This window comes from Chryseobacterium sp., assembly GCF_022869225.1.
Classification (GTDB): domain Bacteria; phylum Bacteroidota; class Bacteroidia; order Flavobacteriales; family Weeksellaceae; genus Chryseobacterium.
In genome coordinates this window covers 2,281,201-2,304,806 of record NZ_JALIHL010000001.1, presented here as the reverse complement: position 1 = coordinate 2,304,806, position 23,606 = coordinate 2,281,201, and the positions used below count along the sequence as shown (strand labels likewise).

22 protein-coding genes and 3 pseudogenes are annotated in these 23,606 nt (G+C 35.8%); 12 read left to right on the top strand and 13 right to left on the bottom strand.

Features of this window, described 5'->3' with window-relative positions; all coding sequences use genetic code 11:
* Nucleotides 1–30: 30 nt before the first annotated feature.
* Both MUW56_RS10815 and MUW56_RS10810 read left to right on the top strand, forming a co-directional pair.
* On the top strand, nucleotides 31–1,041 hold the full coding sequence (locus MUW56_RS10815; RefSeq protein ID WP_292013203.1) for a trypsin-like peptidase domain-containing protein: 1,011 nt from the start codon (nucleotides 31–33) through the stop codon (nucleotides 1,039–1,041).
* A gap of 156 nt (nucleotides 1,042–1,197) precedes the next feature.
* Nucleotides 1,198–1,880 (top strand): annotated as a pseudogene (locus tag MUW56_RS10810) (recombinase family protein).
* A 277-nt stretch (nucleotides 1,881–2,157) separates the two neighbouring features.
* Here MUW56_RS10810 and MUW56_RS10805 read toward each other — a convergent pair.
* From MUW56_RS10805 to MUW56_RS10765, 9 genes and pseudogenes are all read right to left on the bottom strand, one after another.
* Entirely contained in the window at nucleotides 2,158–2,304 is a 147-nt protein-coding gene (locus MUW56_RS10805; protein WP_292015471.1) for a hypothetical protein, read from the bottom strand.
* Nucleotides 2,288–2,437: pseudogene (locus MUW56_RS10800) on the bottom strand (helix-turn-helix domain-containing protein); the annotation flags it as partial. The pseudogene MUW56_RS10800 and the gene MUW56_RS10805, both read right to left, overlap by 17 nt.
* A gap of 59 nt (nucleotides 2,438–2,496) precedes the next feature.
* Complete coding sequence (locus tag MUW56_RS10795; protein WP_292013202.1) at nucleotides 2,497–2,736, bottom strand: hypothetical protein; 240 nt, start codon at nucleotides 2,734–2,736, stop codon at nucleotides 2,497–2,499.
* Nucleotides 2,737–2,830: 94 nt separating this feature from the next.
* Nucleotides 2,831–3,145, bottom strand: a complete 315-nt coding sequence (locus MUW56_RS10790) for a hypothetical protein (RefSeq protein WP_292013201.1) — start codon at nucleotides 3,143–3,145, stop codon at nucleotides 2,831–2,833.
* Nucleotides 3,129–6,575, bottom strand: a complete 3,447-nt coding sequence (locus MUW56_RS10785; RefSeq protein ID WP_292013200.1) for a DUF6443 domain-containing protein — start codon at nucleotides 6,573–6,575, stop codon at nucleotides 3,129–3,131. The genes MUW56_RS10790 and MUW56_RS10785 overlap by 17 nt, the downstream gene beginning before the upstream one ends.
* Before the next feature lie 11 nt (nucleotides 6,576–6,586).
* Complete coding sequence (locus MUW56_RS10780) at nucleotides 6,587–8,791, bottom strand: DUF5977 domain-containing protein (RefSeq protein ID WP_292013199.1); 2,205 nt, start codon at nucleotides 8,789–8,791, stop codon at nucleotides 6,587–6,589.
* A 20-nt stretch (nucleotides 8,792–8,811) separates the two neighbouring features.
* Entirely contained in the window at nucleotides 8,812–9,375 is a 564-nt protein-coding gene (locus MUW56_RS10775) for a hypothetical protein (protein ID WP_292013198.1), read from the bottom strand.
* A gap of 9 nt (nucleotides 9,376–9,384) precedes the next feature.
* Nucleotides 9,385–10,536 (bottom strand): hypothetical protein, encoded by a 1,152-nt coding sequence (locus tag MUW56_RS10770; protein ID WP_292013197.1) that lies wholly within the window; start codon nucleotides 10,534–10,536, stop codon nucleotides 9,385–9,387.
* Nucleotides 10,536–12,137 (bottom strand): T9SS type A sorting domain-containing protein, encoded by a 1,602-nt coding sequence (locus MUW56_RS10765; RefSeq protein WP_292013196.1) that lies wholly within the window; start codon nucleotides 12,135–12,137, stop codon nucleotides 10,536–10,538. Before MUW56_RS10765 ends, MUW56_RS10770 begins: the two co-directional genes overlap by 1 nt.
* A 613-nt stretch (nucleotides 12,138–12,750) precedes the next feature.
* Between MUW56_RS10765 and MUW56_RS10760 the strand changes: the two genes are divergently transcribed.
* Entirely contained in the window at nucleotides 12,751–13,260 is a 510-nt protein-coding gene (locus tag MUW56_RS10760; RefSeq protein WP_292013195.1) for a hypothetical protein, read from the top strand.
* Nucleotides 13,257–13,604 carry a tRNA-binding protein gene (locus tag MUW56_RS10755; protein ID WP_292013194.1) on the top strand — a complete coding sequence of 116 codons (348 nt, stop codon included), beginning with the start codon at nucleotides 13,257–13,259 and terminating at the stop codon, nucleotides 13,602–13,604. Before MUW56_RS10760 ends, MUW56_RS10755 begins: the two co-directional genes overlap by 4 nt.
* A 70-nt stretch (nucleotides 13,605–13,674) precedes the next feature.
* Here MUW56_RS10755 and MUW56_RS10750 read toward each other — a convergent pair whose 3' ends face one another.
* Nucleotides 13,675–14,451, bottom strand: a complete 777-nt coding sequence (locus MUW56_RS10750; protein ID WP_292013193.1) for a DUF4382 domain-containing protein — start codon at nucleotides 14,449–14,451, stop codon at nucleotides 13,675–13,677.
* 83 nt (nucleotides 14,452–14,534) lie between these two features.
* Here MUW56_RS10750 and MUW56_RS10745 point away from each other — a divergent pair, with 83 nt between their 5' ends.
* Together MUW56_RS10745 and MUW56_RS10740 are read left to right on the top strand one after the other, a co-directional pair.
* Nucleotides 14,535–15,236: a 3'-5' exonuclease gene (locus MUW56_RS10745; RefSeq protein ID WP_292013192.1), complete on the top strand. Its 702-nt coding sequence runs from the start codon at nucleotides 14,535–14,537 to the stop codon at nucleotides 15,234–15,236.
* 3 nt (nucleotides 15,237–15,239) lie between these two features.
* Nucleotides 15,240–15,566: an SUF system Fe-S cluster assembly protein gene (locus tag MUW56_RS10740; protein ID WP_292013191.1), complete on the top strand. Its 327-nt coding sequence runs from the start codon at nucleotides 15,240–15,242 to the stop codon at nucleotides 15,564–15,566.
* A 204-nt stretch (nucleotides 15,567–15,770) separates the two neighbouring features.
* On the opposite strand, the gene MUW56_RS10735 is transcribed toward MUW56_RS10740, so the two are convergent.
* The 3 genes and pseudogenes from MUW56_RS10735 to MUW56_RS10725 form a co-directional block, all read right to left on the bottom strand.
* On the bottom strand, nucleotides 15,771–16,613 hold the full coding sequence (locus MUW56_RS10735; RefSeq protein ID WP_292013190.1) for a sulfurtransferase: 843 nt from the start codon (nucleotides 16,611–16,613) through the stop codon (nucleotides 15,771–15,773).
* A gap of 42 nt (nucleotides 16,614–16,655) precedes the next feature.
* Nucleotides 16,656–17,639 (bottom strand): tetratricopeptide repeat protein, encoded by a 984-nt coding sequence (locus MUW56_RS10730; RefSeq protein ID WP_292013189.1) that lies wholly within the window; start codon nucleotides 17,637–17,639, stop codon nucleotides 16,656–16,658.
* Between the two features lie 3 nt (nucleotides 17,640–17,642).
* Nucleotides 17,643–18,490: pseudogene (locus tag MUW56_RS10725) on the bottom strand (hydroxymethylglutaryl-CoA lyase).
* 189 nt (nucleotides 18,491–18,679) lie between these two features.
* On the opposite strand from MUW56_RS10725, the gene pepT reads away from it, so the two are divergent.
* The 6 genes from pepT to MUW56_RS10695 all read left to right on the top strand — a co-directional run bounded on the left by pepT (nucleotide 18,680) and on the right by MUW56_RS10695 (nucleotide 23,561).
* On the top strand, nucleotides 18,680–19,927 hold the full coding sequence (gene pepT / locus MUW56_RS10720) for a peptidase T (RefSeq protein ID WP_292013188.1): 1,248 nt from the start codon (nucleotides 18,680–18,682) through the stop codon (nucleotides 19,925–19,927).
* Between the two features lie 6 nt (nucleotides 19,928–19,933).
* Nucleotides 19,934–20,500 carry an energy transducer TonB gene (locus MUW56_RS10715; RefSeq protein ID WP_292013187.1) on the top strand — a complete coding sequence of 189 codons (567 nt, stop codon included), beginning with the start codon at nucleotides 19,934–19,936 and terminating at the stop codon, nucleotides 20,498–20,500.
* A gap of 198 nt (nucleotides 20,501–20,698) precedes the next feature.
* Entirely contained in the window at nucleotides 20,699–20,929 is a 231-nt protein-coding gene (locus MUW56_RS10710; RefSeq protein ID WP_292013186.1) for a hypothetical protein, read from the top strand.
* A gap of 175 nt (nucleotides 20,930–21,104) precedes the next feature.
* Entirely contained in the window at nucleotides 21,105–21,701 is a 597-nt protein-coding gene (locus MUW56_RS10705; protein ID WP_292013185.1) for a porin family protein, read from the top strand.
* Nucleotides 21,702–21,778: 77 nt separating this feature from the next.
* The gene (locus MUW56_RS10700; protein WP_292013184.1) at nucleotides 21,779–22,834 is read left to right on the top strand and encodes a sensor histidine kinase; all 1,056 of its coding nucleotides are present in this window, start codon (nucleotides 21,779–21,781) and stop codon (nucleotides 22,832–22,834) included.
* A complete protein-coding gene (locus tag MUW56_RS10695; protein ID WP_292013183.1) occupies nucleotides 22,827–23,561 on the top strand; it encodes a LytTR family DNA-binding domain-containing protein in 735 nt (244 codons plus the stop codon). The genes MUW56_RS10700 and MUW56_RS10695 overlap by 8 nt, the downstream gene beginning before the upstream one ends.
* Nucleotides 23,562–23,606 lie beyond the last annotated feature (45 nt).

Sequence of the window (23,606 nt, the reverse complement as noted above, 5' to 3'; positions counted from 1 at the left end):
TAGGAATATAATAGATTAAAATTAATAATCATGTCTAACATCGAAAACAACAACCCAATGACAGCAGAAGAAGTTTCAAGACTTAGAACTGTTAAAGCAAAATCAACTGAAAAACCTGCAGCTATTGAAAAATTATCCAGCCAGGCTCCTGCCATGGAAACCATTAACGGAAGATCTTTTCCTAAAGGGATGAAAACAATAGGAATGCCTATGGATGAAAAAACAACGGAGAACCGATCTCTTGAAACCGATCATTTTTATCCTGCCCATTCAGATTTTGAATACAACCCAAAACTGGAACCTAAAAAAGACCGTAAACCCAAATTCATTGACAGAGACTCTTTTCTGACTCCGGAAAATGCAAGAACGATATTCAGTCCCGATCAAAGAAAGGTATATAATTCTACTGCCTATCCATGGCGATGTGTGGGCAGAGTGGAAAGTTCTTTAGGCACAGGAAGCGGTGTCATGATCGGACCAAGACACCTTCTTACCTGCTCCCATATTGTAGACTGGCAGCCTAATAATACAACGGGATGGCTGAAGTTCACTCCTATGTATTATAACGGAAGCGCTCCTTACGGAACAGCCTGGGGTACACTCACATATTACAAGTATAAAGTAGCAGGTCCTACCATCGACTCTACGGAAATACAATACGATTATGTAGTGATTGTATTAGACAGACCCATCGGAAACAGCACAGGCTGGCTAGGCTCAAAATCATATTCCGATTCGTGGGATGGAGGTGCTTACTGGACTCACGCAGGGTATCCGGGAGATCTTACCGGAACCCAAAGACCCACTTATCAAACCGGGATCTCTCTGGACGGCGACTTCTGGAGTGCCGATGATAATGAAAGCATGAGCCATAAGGCAGATATATGGCCTGGACAGAGCGGTGGTCCTTTCTGGGGATATTGGGCCGGCGCTCCTTATGCTGTAGCCACTCAAAGTGCCCATAATCCAAGTAATAATTTTGCAAGCGGCGGCTCAGATCTGGTGAATCTGGTCATCAGAGCAAGAAATGAACATCCTTAATTTTTTTAGTTTAATAAAAAGTCTGCCTTTCGGGGTGGGCTTTTTTAATGTTCGTTTTACAAGACTAAATAGAGTTTTCAAATTTTGAAGCCAAAATGGTTTCATTTTCCGTTTTATTTAATAGTTTTACAAATAAGCCTTTTATAAGACAAGATTATGACCGTAGGATATGCTAGGGTTTCGAATTCAGATCAAAATATCTACACTCAAGTTAAAATGCTAAAAGAAAATGGATGTGAGAAAGCTTTCACAGATATCGCAAGTGGTGTTCGCGAAGATAGAGATGGTTTAAGTGAAATGCTTTCATACTTACGAAAGAATGATATAATAATGGTCTACAAAACTGATCATTTTTTAAAACAAAAAATTATGACTGTAGGTTATGCCAGAGTTTCAACTTCCGAGCAGAATATTTCTACGCAAATAGAAATGCTAAAAGAAAATGGATGTGAAAAAATTTTTACAGATATAGCTAGTGGTGTTCGCGAGGATAGAACTGGTCTAAATGAAATGCTTTCCTATTTAAGAAAGGATGATATAATTATGGTTTACAAAACAGATCGTACTCACTAAAAAACATGATTGATCTAATTGAGAAGTTTAATGAGAAAGGAGTTCTTTTTAAAAGTATAACAGAACCAGCGTTTGATACAACTTCAGCTAATGGTAAATTTATTATTCAAATTTTCGGAGCCGTTGCTGAGTTTGAAAGAAATTTAATCAGTGAGAGAACAAAGTTTGGATTAGAAGGAGCACGGAAAAGAAAAAAGCTATTGGGAACACCAACGGGATCAAGTCCCACAAGTATAGAAAAATATCAATATGCAAAACATCTATAAGATAATAAAAATATTCCAATAGATAAAGCAGGTAAACAGGCAGGTATTAGTAAGGCTACTTTTTATCGTATTGATAAAAGCCACTAGTTATAATATAAGTATATTCTGACTTTTTTAAATTAGAAAAGCCGGGCTATAAAAAATGGCTAAACGTTTTGAACATTCACATTTATATAAAGAACTATTTATTAATGAGACATAACTTATATTATTAAGAGTATTAAGCTGTAATAGCCACGACTTGATCTGACAGTTAGGGGTTAAAAATAATTGTCAGTTATCCAATATTGTCCTTACTTCCAAAAGTGAGGATTTTTTGTTCCTCTGCAAGAGTTTCCAATAATTTCTCTTTTGCAATAGGTTTACTATCCAAAAATGTCTGCATCGGAGTTTTACCATAACACAAGTTCTCCGCCTTGTTCATATAGTTCTTTGAATCTATAAAAACTATCTCGGGAATATCCCATTACCTTACAAGCTTTGGATACGTTGCCCAAATGTTGTGCTAATTCAAGTACACCTAACTTGTTTTTGATGATTTTTTGCTGTGTAGTCATAATACTTAATCTCTTTTAAAGTTATTTAATTTGATTATAACTGTCAGATTAAGTATTGACTAATTCACCTTTTGTTTGCTCCCTGTTCCAAGCAGGGAGTTTTCCTTTATCTTTTTTTGTACATATTGTATACAAAATAGGTTACTATAAATGATATATATTGTCTGGTATTTTTCATATAAAATTTTCCTTTCACTAGCACTCCGATCAAGCTCTTTTCTTACATCTTTTCCTTTATAAACAACAATTTCTCTTTTTCCTGGTGTGTGGATTATTTGTTCTAACTCTGCTACTGTCATATAATTTGAATTTGTCTTCAAATATACAACCAACTAATTATTTCTCCGGAGAATATCAAAAAAGCTGTCCTTTTAAGACAGCCTTTTTGTCAATTCACAGAACCAACATCATTATTAAATTTAAAACAAGAGAAAATACCACTAAAAAATATAATTCTCTTATAAAGTTGCCCTTTTTTTTATAGATATAGTCTAATCCAAAAGATAGCCCCAAAAACAATAATCCTATAACTATTAAAAAAATAGTCCTTGTAATAAGAGCAGGAATAAATTCATCTTTAACGATTTCATCCCAGTTTTCTTCTGTACCAATCCAAATATTTGACAAGAATATTAAACTTACAAATCCAATTGAGTAGATTATAATTTTTAAAAAGATATATGTCTTATTTTTATTTATTTGTTCCATTTTGGTTATATATTATATCATCATCAATTCTCATAAAACTGGTCTTATTTGGCGTTGATGCACTATCTTGCGAAGTCCAACTTTTAGTCTTTCCATTTACAGTTCCTATATTTTTCACTGTTTTCACCGTTTTTAAATCCTGAACCTGTTTAAAAACTCCTTTTGTTCTTGTACTTCCATGAACATATATTGCTCCAAGCCCAGAATCAACTACTCCAAATTTATCTACACCTTTAATTTTTTTATTTCCCGTCAGCACATCACCATCGTAAACGAGTTGATATGTTTCAGGTTCTTTTGGTGTGGTAAATTCATCTCCTTCATCTGAAGAAAGATGTACTATACTACTTACTTTATAACCTTTATCCAAAAGATACCTTGCCACTCCAGCTCCATAAGCCGATCCTTCGCTATGTGTTACTATTTTAAATGTCTCTCCTTTTGCCATATTGGAAGTAAGCTCATCAATATGATCCTTAGCATATTTATACCCGGCATCATACCTGTCTTGCCCACTCATATCTCCTCCTATGAATGAAGATCCATTAATAAAGTTTGAAGCTTTTATCTCTGCAAAATCATCAAAGAAAACCTTAGCTTGGAAAGGGAACCCATTTCCCCAATAATCTTCTCCTGATTTATCTGATCCTAAAATGTATCTTCCCACATAGGTACGTTGATAATGACCATTAACAAATAATATTTTCTTTCCATCTGGATCAATAGCATTTACAGGGTTATTAGCTACATATGAATAAGGTGAAATTGTCTCATATTTATTCATCAAAGGGTCAAGTACACCCCATCTTCCTAAGTCAGGCATATACATTCTCGCATCATAATCATACATTCCTGTTTCCTGAAGTTCTTTTCCGTTATATTTATTATTATAAGGTATATCGAAGTCTTTAAGATTATCAAAATCATTGTATCCCTGATGTGATGATCCGAAAGGATAATAATTATTTTCTTTTAAATAGAACCATCCTCCACCATCAGCAGCACCAAATGTAAGCCTAATATTTCCTAAATGATCTCTATGGTCATATAAATACTGTTCTCTCTCTATGCTATAGGTACCTTCTGTTGTTCGGATTAATTTTAAAACACCATTTTCATATTGAAAGCCATCCAAATATTCCGTTGTTTTATTCCCGTAAACTTTTTTTAGCTTAGTTCCATCGGCTCTATAAAAATAAGATGTATTTCCTTGTCCTGCTATAATTTGTTTGGGCAAATTCAAATAATTATATGTTATAGATGAAATACCTTTATCTTTTTGGCTTGTCATATTACCATTGATATCATAGTCAATAATATTCCCTCCAATAGGGTATCCAGAAGAGTTATTTCTATTATCCGTAACCTTCATTAACTTATTTGATAAGTTAGGCACCTCGTAGTCATAAACAAGCTCATCAATTTGCATCGCTGTGGAAGATCCAGGAGGAGGAGCTTGAAATCTATTTAAAGTTTTAATATTTCCGTTAAGATCATAACTTACCTCCTCATCATAAAAATGATTCTGAGTATTGGATGCCAGATAAGGCGTTAAAAAAGTTCCCTTTGTAAGTCTGTTAAGGGGATCATAAGTATAAGAATATCTTCTATGTATCTTATCCTTTGCTGTTTTCCAATCGGCCTCAGATATAGTTCCATTGTACTTGGCAATCCCGTATTGAGCATCTTGAGGATTTTGATATTTTAATTGCATTGCAAAAAAATCATCACCTAAATTTTCAGGGTCATTAATACTTGTCAACCAACCTCTTATATTATACTTATAATCAACGGATTGCAAAGGCTTATAACTATCTGCATCATATTGTCCAATTTTTTTATTAGCCAGCTGCCCTAATTCGTTGTAGTTGAGAATTGCCAAATGTTCCTCGCTATAATAATTATTGACGTTATGCATATGTGAAACCAATCTATTTTGATCATCATATTCAAATACTTCTCTGATCTTGGTTTCTTGATCACTTGCTATTCTTTTGTGATAGACATATGATTCTTTAACATTACCTGTAAAGTCTAGTAATGCCTCCTTTTTAGTAAATCCTCCTAAATGATTTATAGAGTGAGAACCAATTTTCCGTCCTTTGGAATCATACCACACATAATTCTTTGTCCAGTTATCATCATCAATGTTTTTTACATACGATGCTACGGCCATAGATTTAGTATTTATTAAGGAGTTTTGCGCATCTGTAATAACATTTTGTCCTAATATATTAGATGGAATAGTAGGAGTTCCTGTTGGATAAGTGTCATAATAGTTTACACTGAGTATCGTCATACTCCCTGTTGGAAATGCACTCTTCGTATAATAAATATCTAAACTATTCTGAGAAAAAGGAGTGATACTTCTGGATTCATTATTTCCCGGGTTGGCAGCCATATTATCCATAGCAGTTTGCATGACAGCTCTGGTTGCTGTATTTGCAAAAAAACCTGTATAAACAATTCTGCCTTGTTGATCATATTTTGTAAAAAGCCATCCTTTCTTATTAAGGTTATTGTTTACAGTTCCTAAAGCAGGATCTTGTTTTAGTACAATCCGATCCTGTTTATCATAAACCATAAATTCCCATCCTCTCCCTGGGTTTTTCCTTTCTACCATACGATTTTTATCATCGTATTTAAACTGGTAACAAAATTGATCCACTATTGCCGGAGAAAAAGTAGTGGCCGATGCATTCGGTGGAATAATATAAGCAAGATGATCATATTCATTATACACATAATAGGTATCAGCACTTTCTGAATCACTAATTATCCTTTTAACCAAAATAATTTGCCCCTGAGCATTTTTAAATTCAATGGTCTTATTGTTATCCTCGTCAGTAATTATGTTCTTATACAATTGGTTTGCGCCATAGTATCCAGATAAAACAATAGTTGAATGAAAAGTAGAATATTCAAAAGATGCGGTATATCTTTTTACTTCACCATCTGTATTTGTACTATATCCATATTTTACAGGTTTTGATGCCCACGCAGCTCCTGTCTGAGTTTCTTCTAAAACCCTATTTAAAGGAGAATTTTCAAATTTTTTCCCGGAGAAAATTTTCTCATTTGCATAAATATTAGGATTTGTGGCATTATTTAAAGGGTTTGGATGAATATCCCCATTAAGCGTTACCTGCTGAGGAACAGGCAGATAGCTTATCGACTGATTCCCAAAACTATCATATTCAATATGAGCAACAACATCTTTACTGCTTGGGGTTGCTTTTACGCTTACAATCTGTTTAGGTCTACCTAATGCATCAAAATACTGAACCTCATGAATTTGTCGGGCACTATGATTAGTAGAAGAAACTGGCTCAAGGTAAGTTCTTGTCTGTACATAAGCTTCTCCCGAAGTTTGTGCATAGGTCAGACATGAAGTAAATAGAAAATATATTGAGATTACATTTTTTCTCATAATTATTTTTATTATCTAGAAAATTTAAAGTTTAAAGGATTATATGAATTACTACCTACTGATCCTGATTTTAAGAAAGCATAAATATTTCCGTTGGGATTAATGAAAATTTCCCACGTACGATTAGCCGGAACAGGGCTACCTACAAACATTCCCCCTGGTACTTCTTCATATATAAAATAATCATCTTTCGGAATACACCCTGAAACATGTCCTATAACGATAGATTTCTTCCAATAGTCAGCATTAATTGGATATCCTGAAAATGAAAAATTATAATATAGTTTATCAGAGTTAGGCAGTTTATATACTTCTGGCGTTGAAGGATTGGATCTACGGATAAAATTATTATCAAAAGAAAATGTGCATATTGTTCTAGGAACACACGGCATACTAGCATTTGCTTGACTTTGACCTATTGTCTTAATATCATTTTCGGCTTGCTGATCCGCATCCTCCTGGCTAATAAGAGATGAATACTTAAGTTCAGGAACAACATAAGTATATTCCCCTCCATCCTCTGTATAAGGTGTACAGGTATTACGAGATAAGGTCTTGATTATTTTACGATTATAGAATTTAATAGGAGCGTTACCATATTTAATTTCCTTGATAATATTATTATCTTTATCCAGAATACGTTCCAACCTGCCAGCAGGGTCATACTTATAATACTCCCGAATTCCTGAAGGAAGTGTCATTGAAGTGACACCAACTCCGTGATCATAGGTGTAAGTAGTAATTTCATAGTTTTTAAGCTGAGCATTATTTCTAAATTCATCCAAAGCCGATATAAGTATATTTTCTGTATTAGCATCGAGATCAAGATCCGATTTTTTTATTATATCAAGCTTTAAAAAATCTTCATAATTAGAAGGATCAAGATTGAAAGCCTGTAAGACCTGATTATAAGTTGCTCCTTTTATTTTGGCTATTGGGAAAGCCTGGTAATACCCGTATATTGTAGTTTCTGGAACAGTATTTATCTCAGTTTCTACTATATTTCCATACTCTCCTAATTTATTAATCTTAACACCATCGTTAAAAGTAGTACCGTTAATAGATTTCTGCGTTACATAAGGCAAATTTTCTAAAATAGTGCCATAATAAACATTAAAATTCCCCATAACTCCCGATTCAATAAATAACTTCGGAACACTTAGGTTTTTATAAAGGTATTTAATTATCGTAGACCTATTATTTTTAGTTTCCTTTTCCTCACATATTTCTGAAAGCCTGTTCAATGTTGTAAATGAATTATCTGTTTCGTAGCAATATTTCAGTTCTTTGGAAAAAACATCCGTATCAGGAAGGACAGTTGATATTTTTTTCAGTTGATTGAATGAATTATATGTATTTGTAGTATTAGTTACTACAGCATTATTATTAAAATAATCTCTATTTAAAGTATTCTGTAATAAATAATCATACTTTCTTAATTTATACATAGATCCTGCCGGCTGCCATCCGCTGTTATCATCCTTTAAAAACTTATATTCCTGTACTTTAAGATCGTAGGTGTAATTATTTTCTTTTAGGAGTGTATTATTACTGTCATACACCTTCTCATTCAATAAGTATCCGTTGATTTCAGAAAAATCTTCTTTTTCATTGAAAGGATAATAATCTTTCGTATTATGGTTGTAATAAACCATATTCTGATTTTTAGAATGACTATATATCAAACTGTAACTTGAAAAAATATTTGATTTGTAAAATACATTTCCTAGCTGAAAGCCTGTATGAGCATTATTATCCTTAAATAAGCTATACTTTGATATGGTATATCCTTTGGAATTTCCATTTTCATCTCTATTTACCTTCTTTATCTCATCATAATAAGTGATAGAAGATACTTCATCTAAAAAGTTAAGCTTAATAAAGTCACTAAAACTAGGAGAGTTTACTCCAAATCTTGTGGTGTTATCAGGATTATAATTCAGTCTGTTAATACCATTGTTCATATAAACATGCCCAATACCATTATCATTCTGACCGTAGTAAAAATCAGTAATATTTTTTTTACCTGACTCTATATTTTCAATTGATTTAATACGGATTCCCCCCGAAGGTCTTTTATCTGCATAATACTGAATGTAATTGGGTTCGTAATAAAAGTTGGTTAGCCCTCCCATACTTGTCAAAATACTCTTCAGAGAACCGATACTTGTATTATTAAAATCAGGTGTCTTATCTCCAAAATAAACTGGCTTCAAAGGATAATTTGAATAATAATTCAGAATAGAAACCTCTGGACCATTAAAATTTTTCTTGGGTATAGAGAGATAGGACCTAAGTCAATATTATCCCTTCCATCTTCAGGATAATAATATAGCTTGTGAAAGAAATTTAATTCAGGATTTTCTTTATAATAGTTCCATAAATCTCTTTTTGTACTCTGTTTATTTGGCAAGTCATTTATATCTCCATTATATGCCAGATAATATTTAATAATACCTACTCCTCCTGCCTTTTGAGTAATAGAATTCAAGAATAATCTTTTATTGGCGTAGGCAACTTTAGGACTACTACTACCATCTTTTGAAAATGAATACAAATAATCAAATTCGAAGGTCTGTATTTTTCTAAAATTAGCAGGGATGGAGTTTGGAGTATACGTTAGATAGTAATCAAGGCCCACAAATGTGTTTCCTGTATTATGAAACCAAATATCTATACTTTTAATTTCTTTATATTGAGTATATGCATTATTGAATATATCTTCCCTTAAATTTCCCTCGTTCAAATAGATGGTTTTATCTTTAGTCCCTACAGCCTTAAGAATCGGAGTTGTTGTCACTAAAGCACTTTAAGATACAGGATAGTACCCACCTAGTATACCACTCTGCCAAATTATATAACCATAATCATCATTATTAGGGTAAATTATATAATCAGAGGTGTAAGGTTTATTTCCATAAGCTGGGCTAACAGAATATAGTTCTAAATTTTTATAATTGAATCCTATAGTTTCTGATTTAGTATTTGTAATTAAATCCAAATACCAGGATTTGGTATAGTGCTTTTTAAAATTATTAACATGTTCCTGATTATATCCAGCACATAAACTATTTAAAACAGGAGGCGTTTCAACAGAATTTGAAATGTCTTTATTTTCTAAAATTCCAGCACTTTCAAATTCAGTCTTTAAATTACTTAATTTACGTTTTTCTTTATTACTGAATTTGAATTTTGTCCCATTTTTATCTATAACTTCAAATGAAGCAATCTCCCCCTCCTGCTCTATATGAGAGATTTTATAATTATCATCTGAAGTGATAACAATTTTCTTATCAAGATCAAAGAAAAACTTGAAGGGTTTATAACCTGGAATTATAACTGTAAAAATATCAGGTTCATAGTCTTTAAGAAGGCCAGGATCGTCAGCGGGAGGGGTAAAGAATCTAGGTGATTTAAAAAAATGAGAAGATAACCCATTCATAGTAAGATCAGCTGATATCGATAATGGAATATTGGGATATCCAGCCTCATAGGCAGGAAGAAAGTTTTTGACTCTGTCTCTATTATAAAAATAGCCTACATTCTCCATCTGACTGAGTTTAATACATCCTCCTAAATTACTTTCTAAAATAACCATTTGAGGTAGCTCATCAGGCAGCCCCTTAATTTCTCTTGTAATAAGTCCTACAGCATTAATATCCCAATTTACTCCGAAAAGGTCAGCATCTCTATTTACTTTTACTCCAGTAGAGTTATGTTTCAACTTAACATCTAAGCTAAAATTTTCGATGGAAAGGTTTGTAATTGGGATTGAAATGTCCACACTTCCTGTGTTTCCTGTTGAAAAACTTGAAGCGTCCAAAACTGATTGAGTAATCTGACTATTAGTATTAAATTGGTCTTGCCCTTTATAAGAATTTGATAAACACAATACTGGAATAAATAGATAAGCGCTCAATTTATTTCGCAGACTTGCCAGATTGATCTTTTCCTTCTTCATTACTTTTTAATAATTTTAGAATTTGCAGTTTTATTTGTATTGGTTTTTACAGTTACCAGATAAGCTCCCTGTACCAAAGCTTGAGTGTTTACCTTCGTCACTCTGTTCTTGGTTTTAAAGTTCTGAAGCTGTCTTCCGCTCATATCATACAGCATAATATCAGCCTCTTTAAAGTCAAAACCGATTTCTACATAAGCATAATCTGATACAGGATTCGGATAAATCTTGATATCATATTTTGCAATCAGGTCATTCACCTGTTTATCACCCAGCTTTACAATCTTCCAGTTCTCTTTTCCAAGTTCTTTAGCACTGGTTCCGGCTAGAATAATTGAACCATCCCTGTTTAACTTCAGATCTGAAAGTCTTTCTTCTTTCTGCCTGGATTCTCCTGCTACATGTTTTCGCCATTGTTCATTTCCGTTGCCATCTAAATACAACATCCAGAAGGTTTCATCATCTTTTTCTATTCTTCCTTCGGCTTGGGTGTAACCCCCCAATAAAATTCCTTTGGAAGTTTTGTCATCTGCGGAATGAATAACGCTCATTCCCATTAAAATATCCCGATTTTTGAAATTGTAAGATTTTTGCCACTGTTCATCACCTCTTTCATTAAGTGCAATTAACCAAAGGTCTGTTCCTTCTTGGGTACAGACTGTTTTGTTTCCTGATCTTTCGGATCTGGATTCTCCACCAATGATGTAGCCATTTGCGATTAAAGCCAAAGTTCTGATATGATCATCTGCTTTACCACCATAGTTCTTTTCCCATTCTACTTTCCCGTTTTTATCCAGTTTAATGATCCAATAATCACCTTCACCGAAATTTTCTGTAGATTTTGCAGTGCTGGATGCAGAAGTTGAAGAAGTTTCACGAGGATTATTCCCGGATCCTGAAACACGAACCTCGGAACTCCTGGAATAAATCCCTAATAATGCTCCGCCATCTTTCGTTGGAATCATTTTCTCTACGTCATCTAAACCTTCTCCGCCTAATACCAGTTGGGACAATTCTTTTCCGTCTTTATCCAGTCTGATGATCCAGACATCTTTAGAACCATAGCCTTTAGAAGAGTTCTGTACATTTCCAGCTACAAAAAAGCCTAGGTCTGTACTTTGAATCACTGCTTTAGCTTCTTCATCATAGGAGTTTCCTAAAGTCTTCTGCCAGAGCTCATCGCCAAATTCATTGATTCTGATCAGCCAAATATCAGATCCGCCTTTAGAATCTTCTTTTTTATCCAATCCTTTTCCGGAATAGGATGTTCCTCCTAATAGAAATCCTCCGTCCTGAGTGCTTACTATTGCCGACAAATAATCATGATTGTACCCTGAGAAATACTTTTCCCAAGCTTCTTCTCCTTGTTGGTTGAGTTTTACCACATGGAAATCGTAGCCGTTGTTCTGTTTATTACCTAAAGTTTGCTGTTTGTCGCTCCGAATAGAGCTTCCTGTGATGAGATACTGCTGATCGATAGTGGTGGTCACCTGACTTAGGAAATCCTGAGTAGAGGATTTGATGTCCTTTTGCCAAACCACTTCCTGAGCAGACACACCTAAAACTGTGCATAATGTATATGCACCGAGATAAAGTTTCTTCATTCCCGTGTTGTTTTTGAGTTAATGTTATTAAAATGGCTGCAAAAGTATTCTTTTTAGTTCACGACTAAAAGATTTATTAAAAGAAGTGATATGAGTTTTATCATACTAAAAACACTCATAATTAGAATATCCTATATAAAAAGTGTAGGAAAGTTAATTATCGTTTATCTAATCCAATAAATTGGTGATGGTGAGAACGGTAGAAAAATGTTGATCATTTGCAATTTTGCTTTTAAAGACAAAGAAAAGTTGGGGAAAGTTGTTAGAATGGGAGCAGGAGATGGAAAGTTTTTAATATAACTCCATTATGACGGATCTTTACGCTTTTTTTTAAATAATTTATCTTTTAAATTACAAGTCCTATTTTAAAAATACCATGAATCTTAAAAGTCTAAAAATAATTATTGTCTACTTTGCAAATATTATCGTTTACTTTGCGAATTATCATTTACTTTGCAAATATACAAAATCCCCACTAATCGTTAATTCAAAAACCGTATGATGAGGCGAACTGAAAGGTCAAAACAATCATTTTTTCCCCCTGTACTTTCGAATAATTAAAATATATCATAATTCTCAATATTTTAATACATTTGTTATTCAACCTATTCAGATGAATTTCGAGCAGATCCATTTACACCTTGATGCTTATAAAGAACATGACCAGATTTTGGATGCGGCTAGGTATCTGATCCATTCTTTTAATCTGGAACATGAAAACTTTGCAGGGTTTGGATTCAGACAGGAACTTTCCCCTACTTCAATGCTTCTTACGGCTGAAGGGGAATTGGGACGCCCGCAAACAGTAATGATCCCGAAAAATTTATTTGATTTTGATCTGAATCTGGTATTGAATATGATTGCCCATGAAATGCTCCATGTGAGGCAGAAAGCTCCGGGGCAGGTGATAGAGGATAAAAATGAAAGAGAATTTCAGGCCTATTATGAAATGCTTTTTCACAAAGTCTTTCCGCAGATACCGGAAGTTTCAGATTTTCATAAAAAATTCTTCGGAGGGAAAGCCTTGGAATATTACAAAAGAATGGGTGAAGGCTCAGTATTACAGCAAAAATATGCAGAACAGAAAACAGAAGTAGAACTTTTAATCAACACATTACCATGAACTTAAAACCAGACATCACCTGGGCAGATTTTGAAAAGATAGATATCCGGTGCGGAACCATCCTTTCAGTCAATGATTTTGAAAAAGCAAGAAATCCATCCTATCAACTGGAAATAGATTTTGGAGATTTAGGAATCAGAAAATCATCCGCACAGATCACCTCATTGTATCAGAAAGAAGAATTGGTGGGAAAACAGATTCTGGCGGTTGTTAATTTCCCTAAAAAACAGATTGCCAACTTCTTCAGCGAGTGCCTTGTCCTGGGATTATACGGCGAAGATAAAAAAGAGGTTACCCTTTTAACACCTTCCCTGCCTACGAAAAACGGAATGCAGGTAGGATAAGCTGAACACACAATAAGCCCTTATAGAATTTAGGTTCTATAAGGGGTATAAATTTTTACATGGACTGATATTACTGATGCAGTGTTTTGGTTCCAAGATCACTAACCTTTCCAAAAGTCACAGAGACATTATTTGTACTTTCATCCACATAACCTGTATTTCCTGCTGCATCGTAGGAAACGGTATAATTTCCCTGGGGAAGTCCCGACAGCATAAAAAAACCATCAGGATTAGGGATTGCAGTTGCAATAGTATCTGACGCCATAATGGCGTGAACGGAGGCTTTTGCAGCCTGAGGCAGTACATATCCTTTTATCTGTCCGTTTGTCAATTCGGAGAAAGCCCTGATGACAGGCTTCAAAATATAAGAGTTGTTACCCATCGCGACCACAGATCTTCCGGCATCAAAATCTATCCATACGGTATAGGCTCCATTGGCTGATAACGTTTGGTTCCAGTTAAACTTCAAACCGCTCTGCAGAGCAGATGGAGTCTGTAAGGGATAGGTTGTCCCATTGACCACTATGCTGTTATTGGAACCAAGCACCATTCTCATTTGAGAAACCTTGCCTTCCGGAAGCTCCGCCTGTCCCAAAATCACATCTGTTCCATTTTTAAAGTTCAGAAGGTTGTAGACTCCCGGTTTGGGAAAATTCAACGTAGTCCATCCGCCATTCGTATTAATTTCAATTTTCTGAATATCAATATTAACGGCAGTATATGCTGCAGGGCCATCTGTAAGCCTTACATTCACTGTTGCATTAGAACCAGAGTTTTCATCTGAACTATTGCATGAAGTCATTAATAGTAAGCTCATACTGCCTCCTATAAGAAATAGATTCTTCATAAGAATATAATTTATCTCCTTTTAAAACGTTTTGGATTATTCATTTATTATGTCATATATTTCAACTTAGAAAAAAACAAGAGATGATACAAAATATACCATTAGAAAAAATTTTATTTCTTGATATTGAAACCGTTCCGCAAGCCGGGTCCTGGGATGAATTATCCGAAACCGAGCAGTACCTGTGGGATAAAAAAACAAAATTCCAGAGAAAAGAAGATATTTCCGCAGAGCAGTTTTATGAAAGGGCCGGCATTATGGCTGAATTTGGAAAAATTATCTGCATTACCATCGGAATGCTCGAAAAAAATGAAACGTTAAAAATAAAAAGCTTTTCTGGCCACGATGAGAAGAAAATGCTTCTGGAGTTTGGAGAGATTTTCAACAGTCCCAGACTTCGTGATGTTATTCTATGTGCCCACAACGGAAAGGAGTTTGATTTTCCCTGGATCGCAAGGCGGTATTTAATCAACGGGATGCAGCCTCCGTCCCCGTTTCAGATGTATGGAAAAAAACCCTGGGAAATCCCTCATCTGGATACGATGGAACTATGGAAATTCGGGGATTATAAAAGTTTTATATCCCTTGAGCTGCTGGCTCATGTCTTTGGTATTCCTACTCCAAAGGACGATATTGACGGCTCAATGGTTTCATCAATCTACTACATAGAAAAAGACTTGCAGCGAATTGTTGACTATTGTGAAAAAGATGTCTTAACTTTGGCAAATATTTTCCGGCGCATGCGTCAGGAAGATTTGTTGAAAAGGAATATCAATCTAGATTAAAAAATGAAATTTACAGACGATCAAATTGCTGACATTGGTGAAGAAATCATCAAGGTACTGAAAACCGTATATGACCCTGAAATTCCAGTGGATATTTACGAATTAGGGCTGATTTATGATGTACAGATCTCCGATGATGCAGACGTAAAAATTGTAATGACACTTACGACTCCCAATTGTCCTGTTGCCGAAACTCTTCCTCAGGAAGTAAAAGATAAGGTAGCAGAAGTGGAAAATGTAAAAAGTGTTGATTTAGAGCTTACATTCGAGCCGAGCTGGAATAAGGATATGATGAGCGAAGAAGCTAAGTTTGAATTAGGAATGCTGTAAAGCTGGAAGTCAGAATAATGAAGCTGGAAGTTATATGATTATTTAATTCCTTGCTATGATTTAGTGGAAATGATACTCTAAAATTAAGCTTCAATTCTTCTATGGGCTTCAAGAACTTCCCTTCTTCCAATCCAGCTTCCTCTCAAAACAATGGAATATCTCCAATAAAATATAAACCCCAGACGATATCCGGGGTTTTATTCTTTAAATTTCTTTTGCGATCTCTTTTCCTTCTCTCCGGCTCCATTCACTCCATGAACCTACATAAAGATTCGGGATGGTAAGCCCGGCATAGTCCAGTGCCAAAATAGTGTGGCATGCTGTAACTCCGGAACCGCAATGAATAATCAGGGATTCGGGTTTGTTTTTTAAAAGTTGGGTATATTTTTCCTTTAAAACATCCGGCTTCAGGAAGTTTCCATTTTCATCAAGGTTTTCAGAAAAAGGAATATTAATCGCTCCCGGGATATGTCCGGCAACCCAATCAATCGGTTCGGATTCTCCCCTGTATCGGTAGGCATCTCTTACATCCACTACAGTAGAAGAATTGTTTTTCAGTTCATTTTCAACCGCTTCAAGAGTTGACACGGGAAGACCCCAGGATTCTTTTTTAATTCGAGAAGCTTTTTCAGCGGTCTCTTCCCCTGATGAAAATGCAGCCCCCTCTCTTTCAGCAGCCTGTATCCCTCCATCAAGGACCTGTACCTTTTCCAGCCCGAATGCTCTCAGCATCCACCACGCTCTTGCTGCCGCGTTTGCTCCACTCTTATCATCATACACCACGATCTGGGAATCATTTGCTATTCCCAGATCAGAAAGTATTTCAGCAAATTTCTCAACTGGCGGAAGCGGATGTCTTCCTCCAAAAGCAGCATTCTCCCCTATCTCCGCCATATGAGTCTCCAGACTGATAAAGCGGGCTCCTTTGAGGTGTTTTTCAAGATAAGCCTGCTCAGCATCTTTTCCTGCTCTTGCATCAAGGATGATGAGGTTTTCTGTTGGAAGTTTTTTTAATTCGGATACTGAAATTATTGGGGTCGTTGTCATTATTACAATAGCTTATTTAAATTTTACTGAACCTGCCGCCTTCTATGCATTATCTAAAACTTTAACAATTTCACGCCTTAAACTTTCGAGAGTGAAACGATCATCTTTAAATCCAATTGGATAAGTGGTATGCCCATCTTTTATTTCTTCACAAATAACAAATTCAGGATCTGTTTTCCCAAGTTGAAGGGTCTTTTCAATTTTAAACTTACGTTCTACTTTTTCTCCTTTTTTATCAATAAGATAAAGGATATATAAACCCTCCAGCGTATTCTTAGGCTTTACAAAGTATTTATGGACATTTATCCACTGATTCTTCCATTCAAACTCATCTACAGCCAAATTTTTAAACTTCATTTCATCCTCAGAAAGTTCTTTATTTTCATAAAACACTTTCATTTTATCAAAATAAATGTCAGCTTCAGAAAACTTATTCTGAGCGTTTAGGGCCTTGATAAGTTTTGTATACAATTCATATTCTTTTGGAAATTCTGCAATTCCGTCCCGATATATTGTCTCAGATTTTGCGAAATCTTTTCTGGTATAATAAAAGTTTCCTGCTGCCATTACCATTTCAACATACCATTTGTCTTTCTTCACAGATTTGTTTAATGCCTCTAAAAATGTTTTTTCAGCATTTATATAATCCTCCCGTGTATACAGTATACGATATTTTTCATAGTAAAACTCGGCTAATGGGGCTGCTTCAATGGCTTTGCTGATATTTTTAAGTGCTTCGTCATATTTTTTAAGATACATTTCCGAAAGCCCTTTCTGAAAAAAAACAATGGGATTATCAAATCCTTTTTTCAGCGCTTTATCATAATATTCAATCGCTTTATCATCATTTTCTGCTCTGAAAAAAGCAAATCCCAGCTGGTACAGCTCTTGTCCGGAAAAGTTTGGACTTTCATGTTCTAAGGCAATAATATCTGTAAACCTCTCTTCACTGAACAGTTTATCCACTTTTTGGGATAAAAATAAGGAAGAACACAGCATCAATGTAATAATATACAATGATTTCATCCGCTAAAAATGAAAAATATCCTTAGCCTTATTATAAGAGCTTTCAAAATTCAGAAGGTTCAGTTTATGATCCACTTTCTCTACGCTCATAAAATTGATCACCTGCTCTGTAGGCATATTTCCCACCAGGTCATCTTTAGCCATAGGGCATCCGCCGATTCCCTTGATAGCACTGTCGAACCTCCGGCATCCCTGATCGTAAGCCGCTTTTAATTTTGAATAAGAATCTTCATACCGGTTATGGAAATGACCTCCAAAGTTAATTTCAGGATATTTTGAAGGTATTTTTTCAAATAAAAGAGCAATGGATTCAGGAGTTGCTACTCCTGTTGTATCAGAAAGCAGGATATCTTTCACTCCTATTTCTGAAAATCGTTGGGCCCAGTGGTCCACATCTTCCCATTTCCACATTTCTCCATACGGGTTTCCAAAAGCCATCGAGAAATAGATATTAAGCTGTTTTCCTTCTCTTCCGACCAATTCAAGCATTTTAATAATTTCACTAAAAGCCTCTTCCTGGCCTTGTTGGTATTTCTGTGCTGAAACGTCTCAGAAATAGAGAAAGGAAACCCAAGAATATCCACAGACTGATGCTTCAGCGCTTTTTCAGCGCCTCTATAGTTTCCAATAATGGCAGAGACTTTAGTCTTCGAACGGGATTTATCAATATTTTCCGCAACCTCATCAGAGTCAGCCATTTGTGGAATTGCTTTCGGAGAAACAAAACTCAGACTATCCAAAACATCAAAACCAACATCCATCAAGGAGTTGATATAATCTATTTTTTTATGGGTAGGGATAAACTCTCCCCATCCCTGCATTGCATCTCTAGGACATTCGGTAAGAAACATTTTTACTTTTTGATTTTCTCAAATATAATAAAACTAAACAATTTTATATCCGGTACATACAAATCTAACACTATTTTGATTTCCAGAGGTTTATATCCGATTTAAAATTTCGATAATTCATATTCAGCCGCAAATAATGCGTTCTGAGCTTCAAATTTGCTAACTTTGTTAAAATTTATGATAAATCTGATGAGTACAATAGAATTCAACCCCTTGTGGAAAGAGAAATTACTGAACCGTTTTCTGAGCTATGTAAAAATATATTCAACCAGTGATGCTGAAAGTGAAGCTACACCTTCTACTTCCAGACAGTGGGATATTGCGAATTATATTGCTGAAGAGTTGAAAACCATCGGTTTAGATAATGTATCCATTGATGATAACGGATATATTATGGGCTATGTTCCTTCTAACCTGGAAAATGATGACAGACCTACGATCGGGTTTATTTCACATTATGATACATCGCCGGATTTCAGCGGAGAAAATGTAAACCCTCAGGTTTGGAAAAACTACGATGGGAATGATCTTCTTTTGAACCAGGCAACAGGTTTCACTTTATCTCCTTCAAAATTTGAAAGCTTAAAAAAATATATCGGCCAGACATTAATTACCACAGACGGAAACACACTTCTGGGTGCTGATGACAAAGCAGGCTGCGCAGAGATTGTAACCGCTGCGGAATATCTGATTGCACATCCGGAAATCAAACACGGAAGAATTGCTGTAGGATTTACTCCTGATGAAGAAATCGGAAGAGGGGCCCACAAGTTTGATGTTGCTAAATTCGGTGCTGAATGGGCATATACGATGGATGGCGGAGAAGTTGGAGAACTGGAATATGAAAATTTCAATGCGGCAGGAGCGGTAGTAAAAATCCACGGATTGAGCGTACACCCTGGTTATGCCTATGGAAAAATGGTAAATGCGGCACTGTTGGCTGCTGAATTTGCCCAAAGTCTTCCCGCTCATGAAACGCCTTCTACCACGAAAGGTTTTGATGGGTTCTATCACTTGATGGATATCAACGCTGATGTTTCTGAGGGTAAACTTCAATATATCATTCGTGATCACGATGCTGACAAATTTGAAGCAAGAAAGAAATTCATGGAAGAAAAAGTGGCTGAATTCAATCAGAAACATGGTGAAGGAACGGCTGAAGTGGAAATCAAGGAACAGTACAGAAACATGAAGCAGCAGTTTGAAGGGAAAATGCATATTGTGGATCTTGCTGCAAAAGCAATGACAGAAGCCGGTATTGAGCCAAAGATCAAAGCGATCAGAGGAGGTACAGACGGTGCACAGCTTTCTTATATGGGACTTCCTTGCCCGAATATCTTCGCGGGAGGGATCAACTTCCACGGCCCTTACGAATATGTAGCTTTAGAAAGCATGGAAAAAGCAACTGAAGTAATCATTAATATTGTAAAAGCTTAATCAGTCATGAAAAAACTCTTAGCATTAGTATTCATGGTCTCTTTTGTTTTCAGCAATGCCCAAATCTCTGAATTTGAAAAAGCTGACTCACGCTATGAAAGAAAGAAAACGGCTCTGTATAAAAAATATCCTAAGCCTAATGATTTAAAAACTAAGCAGGAGTGGCTTCTTACAGAAGACAAAATAACGTCCTACAAAGAGGCTTTGGATAAGATCTCCACGGAGGAAAAGAAAATGATTGCATTGGACCCGCCGACAAAAGGCATGGTCACCCATGAAGCCGACTATGATAAAGGAAAAGCTTCTTTTCAAAAACTCCTATATGAAGCTGTTGATCTCGCTTTTTTAAATTATGCTTCGGATTCTTATAAAGCAACAATCAGTTTTGTAGTGGACTCTAAGGGAAATCCCCTGGATGCCCAGGTAAAAGGAAATAATGAAGATGTAAATGCATTCATTGAGGCCGCTTTTTATCGCATTAAAGATAAAGGTAAATGGAAACCAGCAGAAAACAACGGAAAACCGGTATCTTCTACCGTCTCCATTCCCCTGGTCCTTACATTTAAAAAATAAATATAGTAAACCCGCTGTGTAGCGGGTTTATTTTTTTTGCATTGCTCCGGCAGAAGCAGCATTCTTTCACCCGACATTCTCAGCATCACACTTATTAACAGACACTTAAAAAGTGAACAGATGTAATTTTTAATTATATTTACGGCTGCATATATCGTAAACTATTAACTTTTAACATCAAATTGCATCATGAAAAAAATGAAAAAACTTTTAAGAAAAGAGCTGTCAGGCATTGTGGGGAGCGGAATAATAGATACCTGCCATATGGGTGGGGATTCTGCTTACTGCTGGACAGATTGTGAATGTACCTTTGGAAAAGTCTGCCAACTGGATGATGACGGAACCCCCGGAAGATGTGTTGGCGGAGGCGGGAATCCCGGCGGCGGAGGCTGCAGCCCGGCTGTAAATTGTGAAGAACAGCCTTACTAATCATTTAAATCGGAAGAGAGATCTTTCGATTTTTTTTATCATTAAAATATTGTGCTCATCGCTATTTCCTTCTTAAAAAGAGACTTATCCCAAGATTTCTACCGTTCATCAAATAAAATTTCACGTCCCTTTCCAGAGTTGTTGTTTTGCATCAGATTTTAAAAATAATTAAATTATGAAACAACAGTTTTTAGCTTTAAGCTCATTGTTACTGTGCATTACCTGTTCGATAGACGTACAGGCACAACAGACCCCGGCTTTTCATATTGGAGTAAAAGGAGGAACCAATTTTACCAAAACAACAACGGAATCCTCTTCCTTGGACGGAAAATATGGATTCGGCTATCAGGCAGGTATTATGACAAGAATGGATATCGGGAGCCTGTATGTGCAGGGAGAGGCCCTATTCAACAAAAGAAAAACATCTTACGAAGCAAAAGACGGAAGTTCTGCAAAACTGACATGGAGCGCCATTGATGTTCCTGTGGTGGTAGGATACAAACTGGTTAAAACAGATGATTTTAACGTAAGGGTATTTGCAGGAGGGGTCTACAGCTATGCTTTTAAAAACAATGTATCCACTTCTCAGGCTTTGCAGGAAGGTTTTAAAAAGTTTGACAAATCCAATATCGGACTCACAGGAGGTATAGGAATGGATTATAAAAATTTCACGGTAGATGTCAGATATGAAAATGGACTTTCCAGTGTCAGCAGTGCATTTAAATCCAAGCCTCACAGCTTTAGTCTCGGGATAGGTTATTTTCTATTCTAAAAACTTAAATTATCTTTACCTGTTAGAAACTGTTTCCCACGGTTTCTAATTTTTTATAACCCTACTTCAGCCCACCTATGACAAAATCTTTTGTAGTAAGAGAATATGTTTTCACTTTTATTTTCTGGCTTGTTTTTGCCATAGTATTATGGTGTAACTTCCAGATTGCCACCGGAAAATACCTGGCCATGATCCAAGCTGTTATCATCACCATAAGTTCTTTTACATTCACCCATTTTTTAACGAATAAACTTCTTCCGAAAGCTTTACGGCTGAAAAAAATGAAACGGTTCCTGATACAGGCTACCATGGTTATCTTTCTTCTGAGCCTGGTGTACTCTGTTATTTTCACCTACCTTGAAGTAGCTCCTAAAACGTCTCTTCCTCCTCATATAATAGATCATCTGCCTATTTTATGGCAGGGATTTTATATGGCTCTTCCAGCTTCTTTTCTGATCAATGGATCGGCCTGCGGAATTAAGTTTTATAAAGAACACGGAAGAATAGAGCGGGATCATATCCTTCTTCAGCAGGCCCATTTGGAAAATCAGCTTAAATTACTACAAGACCAGATCAATCCTCATGTGGTATTCAATATACTGAACCACATTCATATCCTGATGAAAACCGATACCCGGCTTGCTGATTTTTTACTGATGAAATTTTCAGATATCCTGAGATACCAGCTCTATCACTGCAACCAGAACATTGTTCCATTGGATAAAGAAATTGAATATCTGCAAAACCTGGTTGAGGTAGAAAAGTTAAGATGGGGAAACGAACTGGATGTAAAAGCCTGTTGGAACATCAACAATAAAAAGTCGTTCATTGCTCCTTTGCTATTGGTTCCCTTTATTGAAAATGCATTTAAATATGTCTGCAGACTTCCCGGGCATAACGGCTATGTAAAGATTGACTGTAAAGAAGAAAACAACCTACTCTCCTTTTATGTTGAAAATTCATATTCCGAAAGGATGAATTACAAAAAGAAAGACGGAACAGGAGGAATCGGTCTCCAAAATGTACAAAAACGTTTAAAACTACAATATCCGGATGCCCATGCGCTGAGCATTGAATCTGACGGCCTGGTCTATCAAATCACTTTAACCTTAAAATTATCTGAAAATGAGTAATATTATTCCTAAAATGAAGTGCCTGATTGTAGATGATGAGCCGCTGGCCAGATTCCACCTTAAAGAATTGGCAGACCAGATTGATTTTTTATCGGTAGAAGGTACCTGCGCCTCAGCGCTGGAAGCGGATGCCAAAGTGAAGGAAAGCGAAATAGATCTCCTCTTTCTGGATATCAATATGCCTTACCTGAGTGGTCTTGAATTTCTGGAACAGCTTGAAAATCCGCCGTTATGTATTCTTACCACCGCCTATTCTGAGTATGCCCTTGAAGGATTCCGCCTGCAGGTGGCAGATTATCTTTTAAAGCCTATTGCTTTTAATCGTTTTTACCAGGCTGTAAACCGGGCACAGCAGCAGTTTATTCTCAGTGAAAGGCTTAAAAAGAACAGTCTTTTGGAAGATCCTTTTCTGTATGTAAGGCAGTCTGACAGCTTCATTAAAGTGTCCTGGGTTGACATTTTATACATCGAAAGTATGCAGAATTACACCAAGCTTCATTTTAAGGATAAATCCCTGGTCATCCATCAAACGATGAAAGCAATTGAAGAATCGCTGCCCTCCGAACATTTCTTCAGGATTCATAAATCCTTCCTGATCAATATTACCCACATTGATATGATCTCCGGAGGACGCCTGTTCATCAATACAACAGAGCTTCCTATTTCCCGTACCCGAAAAGAAGAATTACTTAATCAGGTGGTGTATAAGAAGCTTATCAGTAAATAAGAAAAAAACTAAGCTGGAAGAAGGAAGCTATTATCGCTGAATAAT

Coding starts and splice junctions, on each gene's coding strand:
- MUW56_RS10700 (WP_292013184.1), top strand. CDS start 21,779: ATGACAAAATCTTTTGTAGTAAGAGAATATGTTTTCACTTTTATTTTC.
- MUW56_RS10795 (WP_292013202.1), bottom strand. CDS start 2,736: ATGACAGTAGCAGAGTTAGAACAAATAATCCACACACCAGGAAAAAGA.
- MUW56_RS10735 (WP_292013190.1), bottom strand. CDS start 16,613: ATGACAACGACCCCAATAATTTCAGTATCCGAATTAAAAAAACTTCCA.
- MUW56_RS10705 (WP_292013185.1), top strand. CDS start 21,105: ATGAAACAACAGTTTTTAGCTTTAAGCTCATTGTTACTGTGCATTACC.
- MUW56_RS10745 (WP_292013192.1), top strand. CDS start 14,535: ATGATACAAAATATACCATTAGAAAAAATTTTATTTCTTGATATTGAA.
- MUW56_RS10715 (WP_292013187.1), top strand. CDS start 19,934: ATGAAAAAACTCTTAGCATTAGTATTCATGGTCTCTTTTGTTTTCAGC.
- MUW56_RS10765 (WP_292013196.1), bottom strand. CDS start 12,137: ATGAAGAAACTTTATCTCGGTGCATATACATTATGCACAGTTTTAGGT.
- MUW56_RS10760 (WP_292013195.1), top strand. CDS start 12,751: ATGAATTTCGAGCAGATCCATTTACACCTTGATGCTTATAAAGAACAT.
- MUW56_RS10770 (WP_292013197.1), bottom strand. CDS start 10,536: ATGAAGAAGGAAAAGATCAATCTGGCAAGTCTGCGAAATAAATTGAGC.
- MUW56_RS10740 (WP_292013191.1), top strand. CDS start 15,240: ATGAAATTTACAGACGATCAAATTGCTGACATTGGTGAAGAAATCATC.
- MUW56_RS10790 (WP_292013201.1), bottom strand. CDS start 3,145: ATGGAACAAATAAATAAAAATAAGACATATATCTTTTTAAAAATTATA.
- MUW56_RS10710 (WP_292013186.1), top strand. CDS start 20,699: ATGAAAAAACTTTTAAGAAAAGAGCTGTCAGGCATTGTGGGGAGCGGA.
- MUW56_RS10750 (WP_292013193.1), bottom strand. CDS start 14,451: ATGAAGAATCTATTTCTTATAGGAGGCAGTATGAGCTTACTATTAATG.
- MUW56_RS10785 (WP_292013200.1), bottom strand. CDS start 6,575: ATGAGAAAAAATGTAATCTCAATATATTTTCTATTTACTTCATGTCTG.
- MUW56_RS10755 (WP_292013194.1), top strand. CDS start 13,257: ATGAACTTAAAACCAGACATCACCTGGGCAGATTTTGAAAAGATAGAT.
- pepT (WP_292013188.1), top strand. CDS start 18,680: ATGAGTACAATAGAATTCAACCCCTTGTGGAAAGAGAAATTACTGAAC.
- MUW56_RS10730 (WP_292013189.1), bottom strand. CDS start 17,639: ATGAAATCATTGTATATTATTACATTGATGCTGTGTTCTTCCTTATTT.
- MUW56_RS10805 (WP_292015471.1), bottom strand. CDS start 2,304: ATGAACAAGGCGGAGAACTTGTGTTATGGTAAAACTCCGATGCAGACA.
- MUW56_RS10695 (WP_292013183.1), top strand. CDS start 22,827: ATGAGTAATATTATTCCTAAAATGAAGTGCCTGATTGTAGATGATGAG.
- MUW56_RS10815 (WP_292013203.1), top strand. CDS start 31: ATGTCTAACATCGAAAACAACAACCCAATGACAGCAGAAGAAGTTTCA.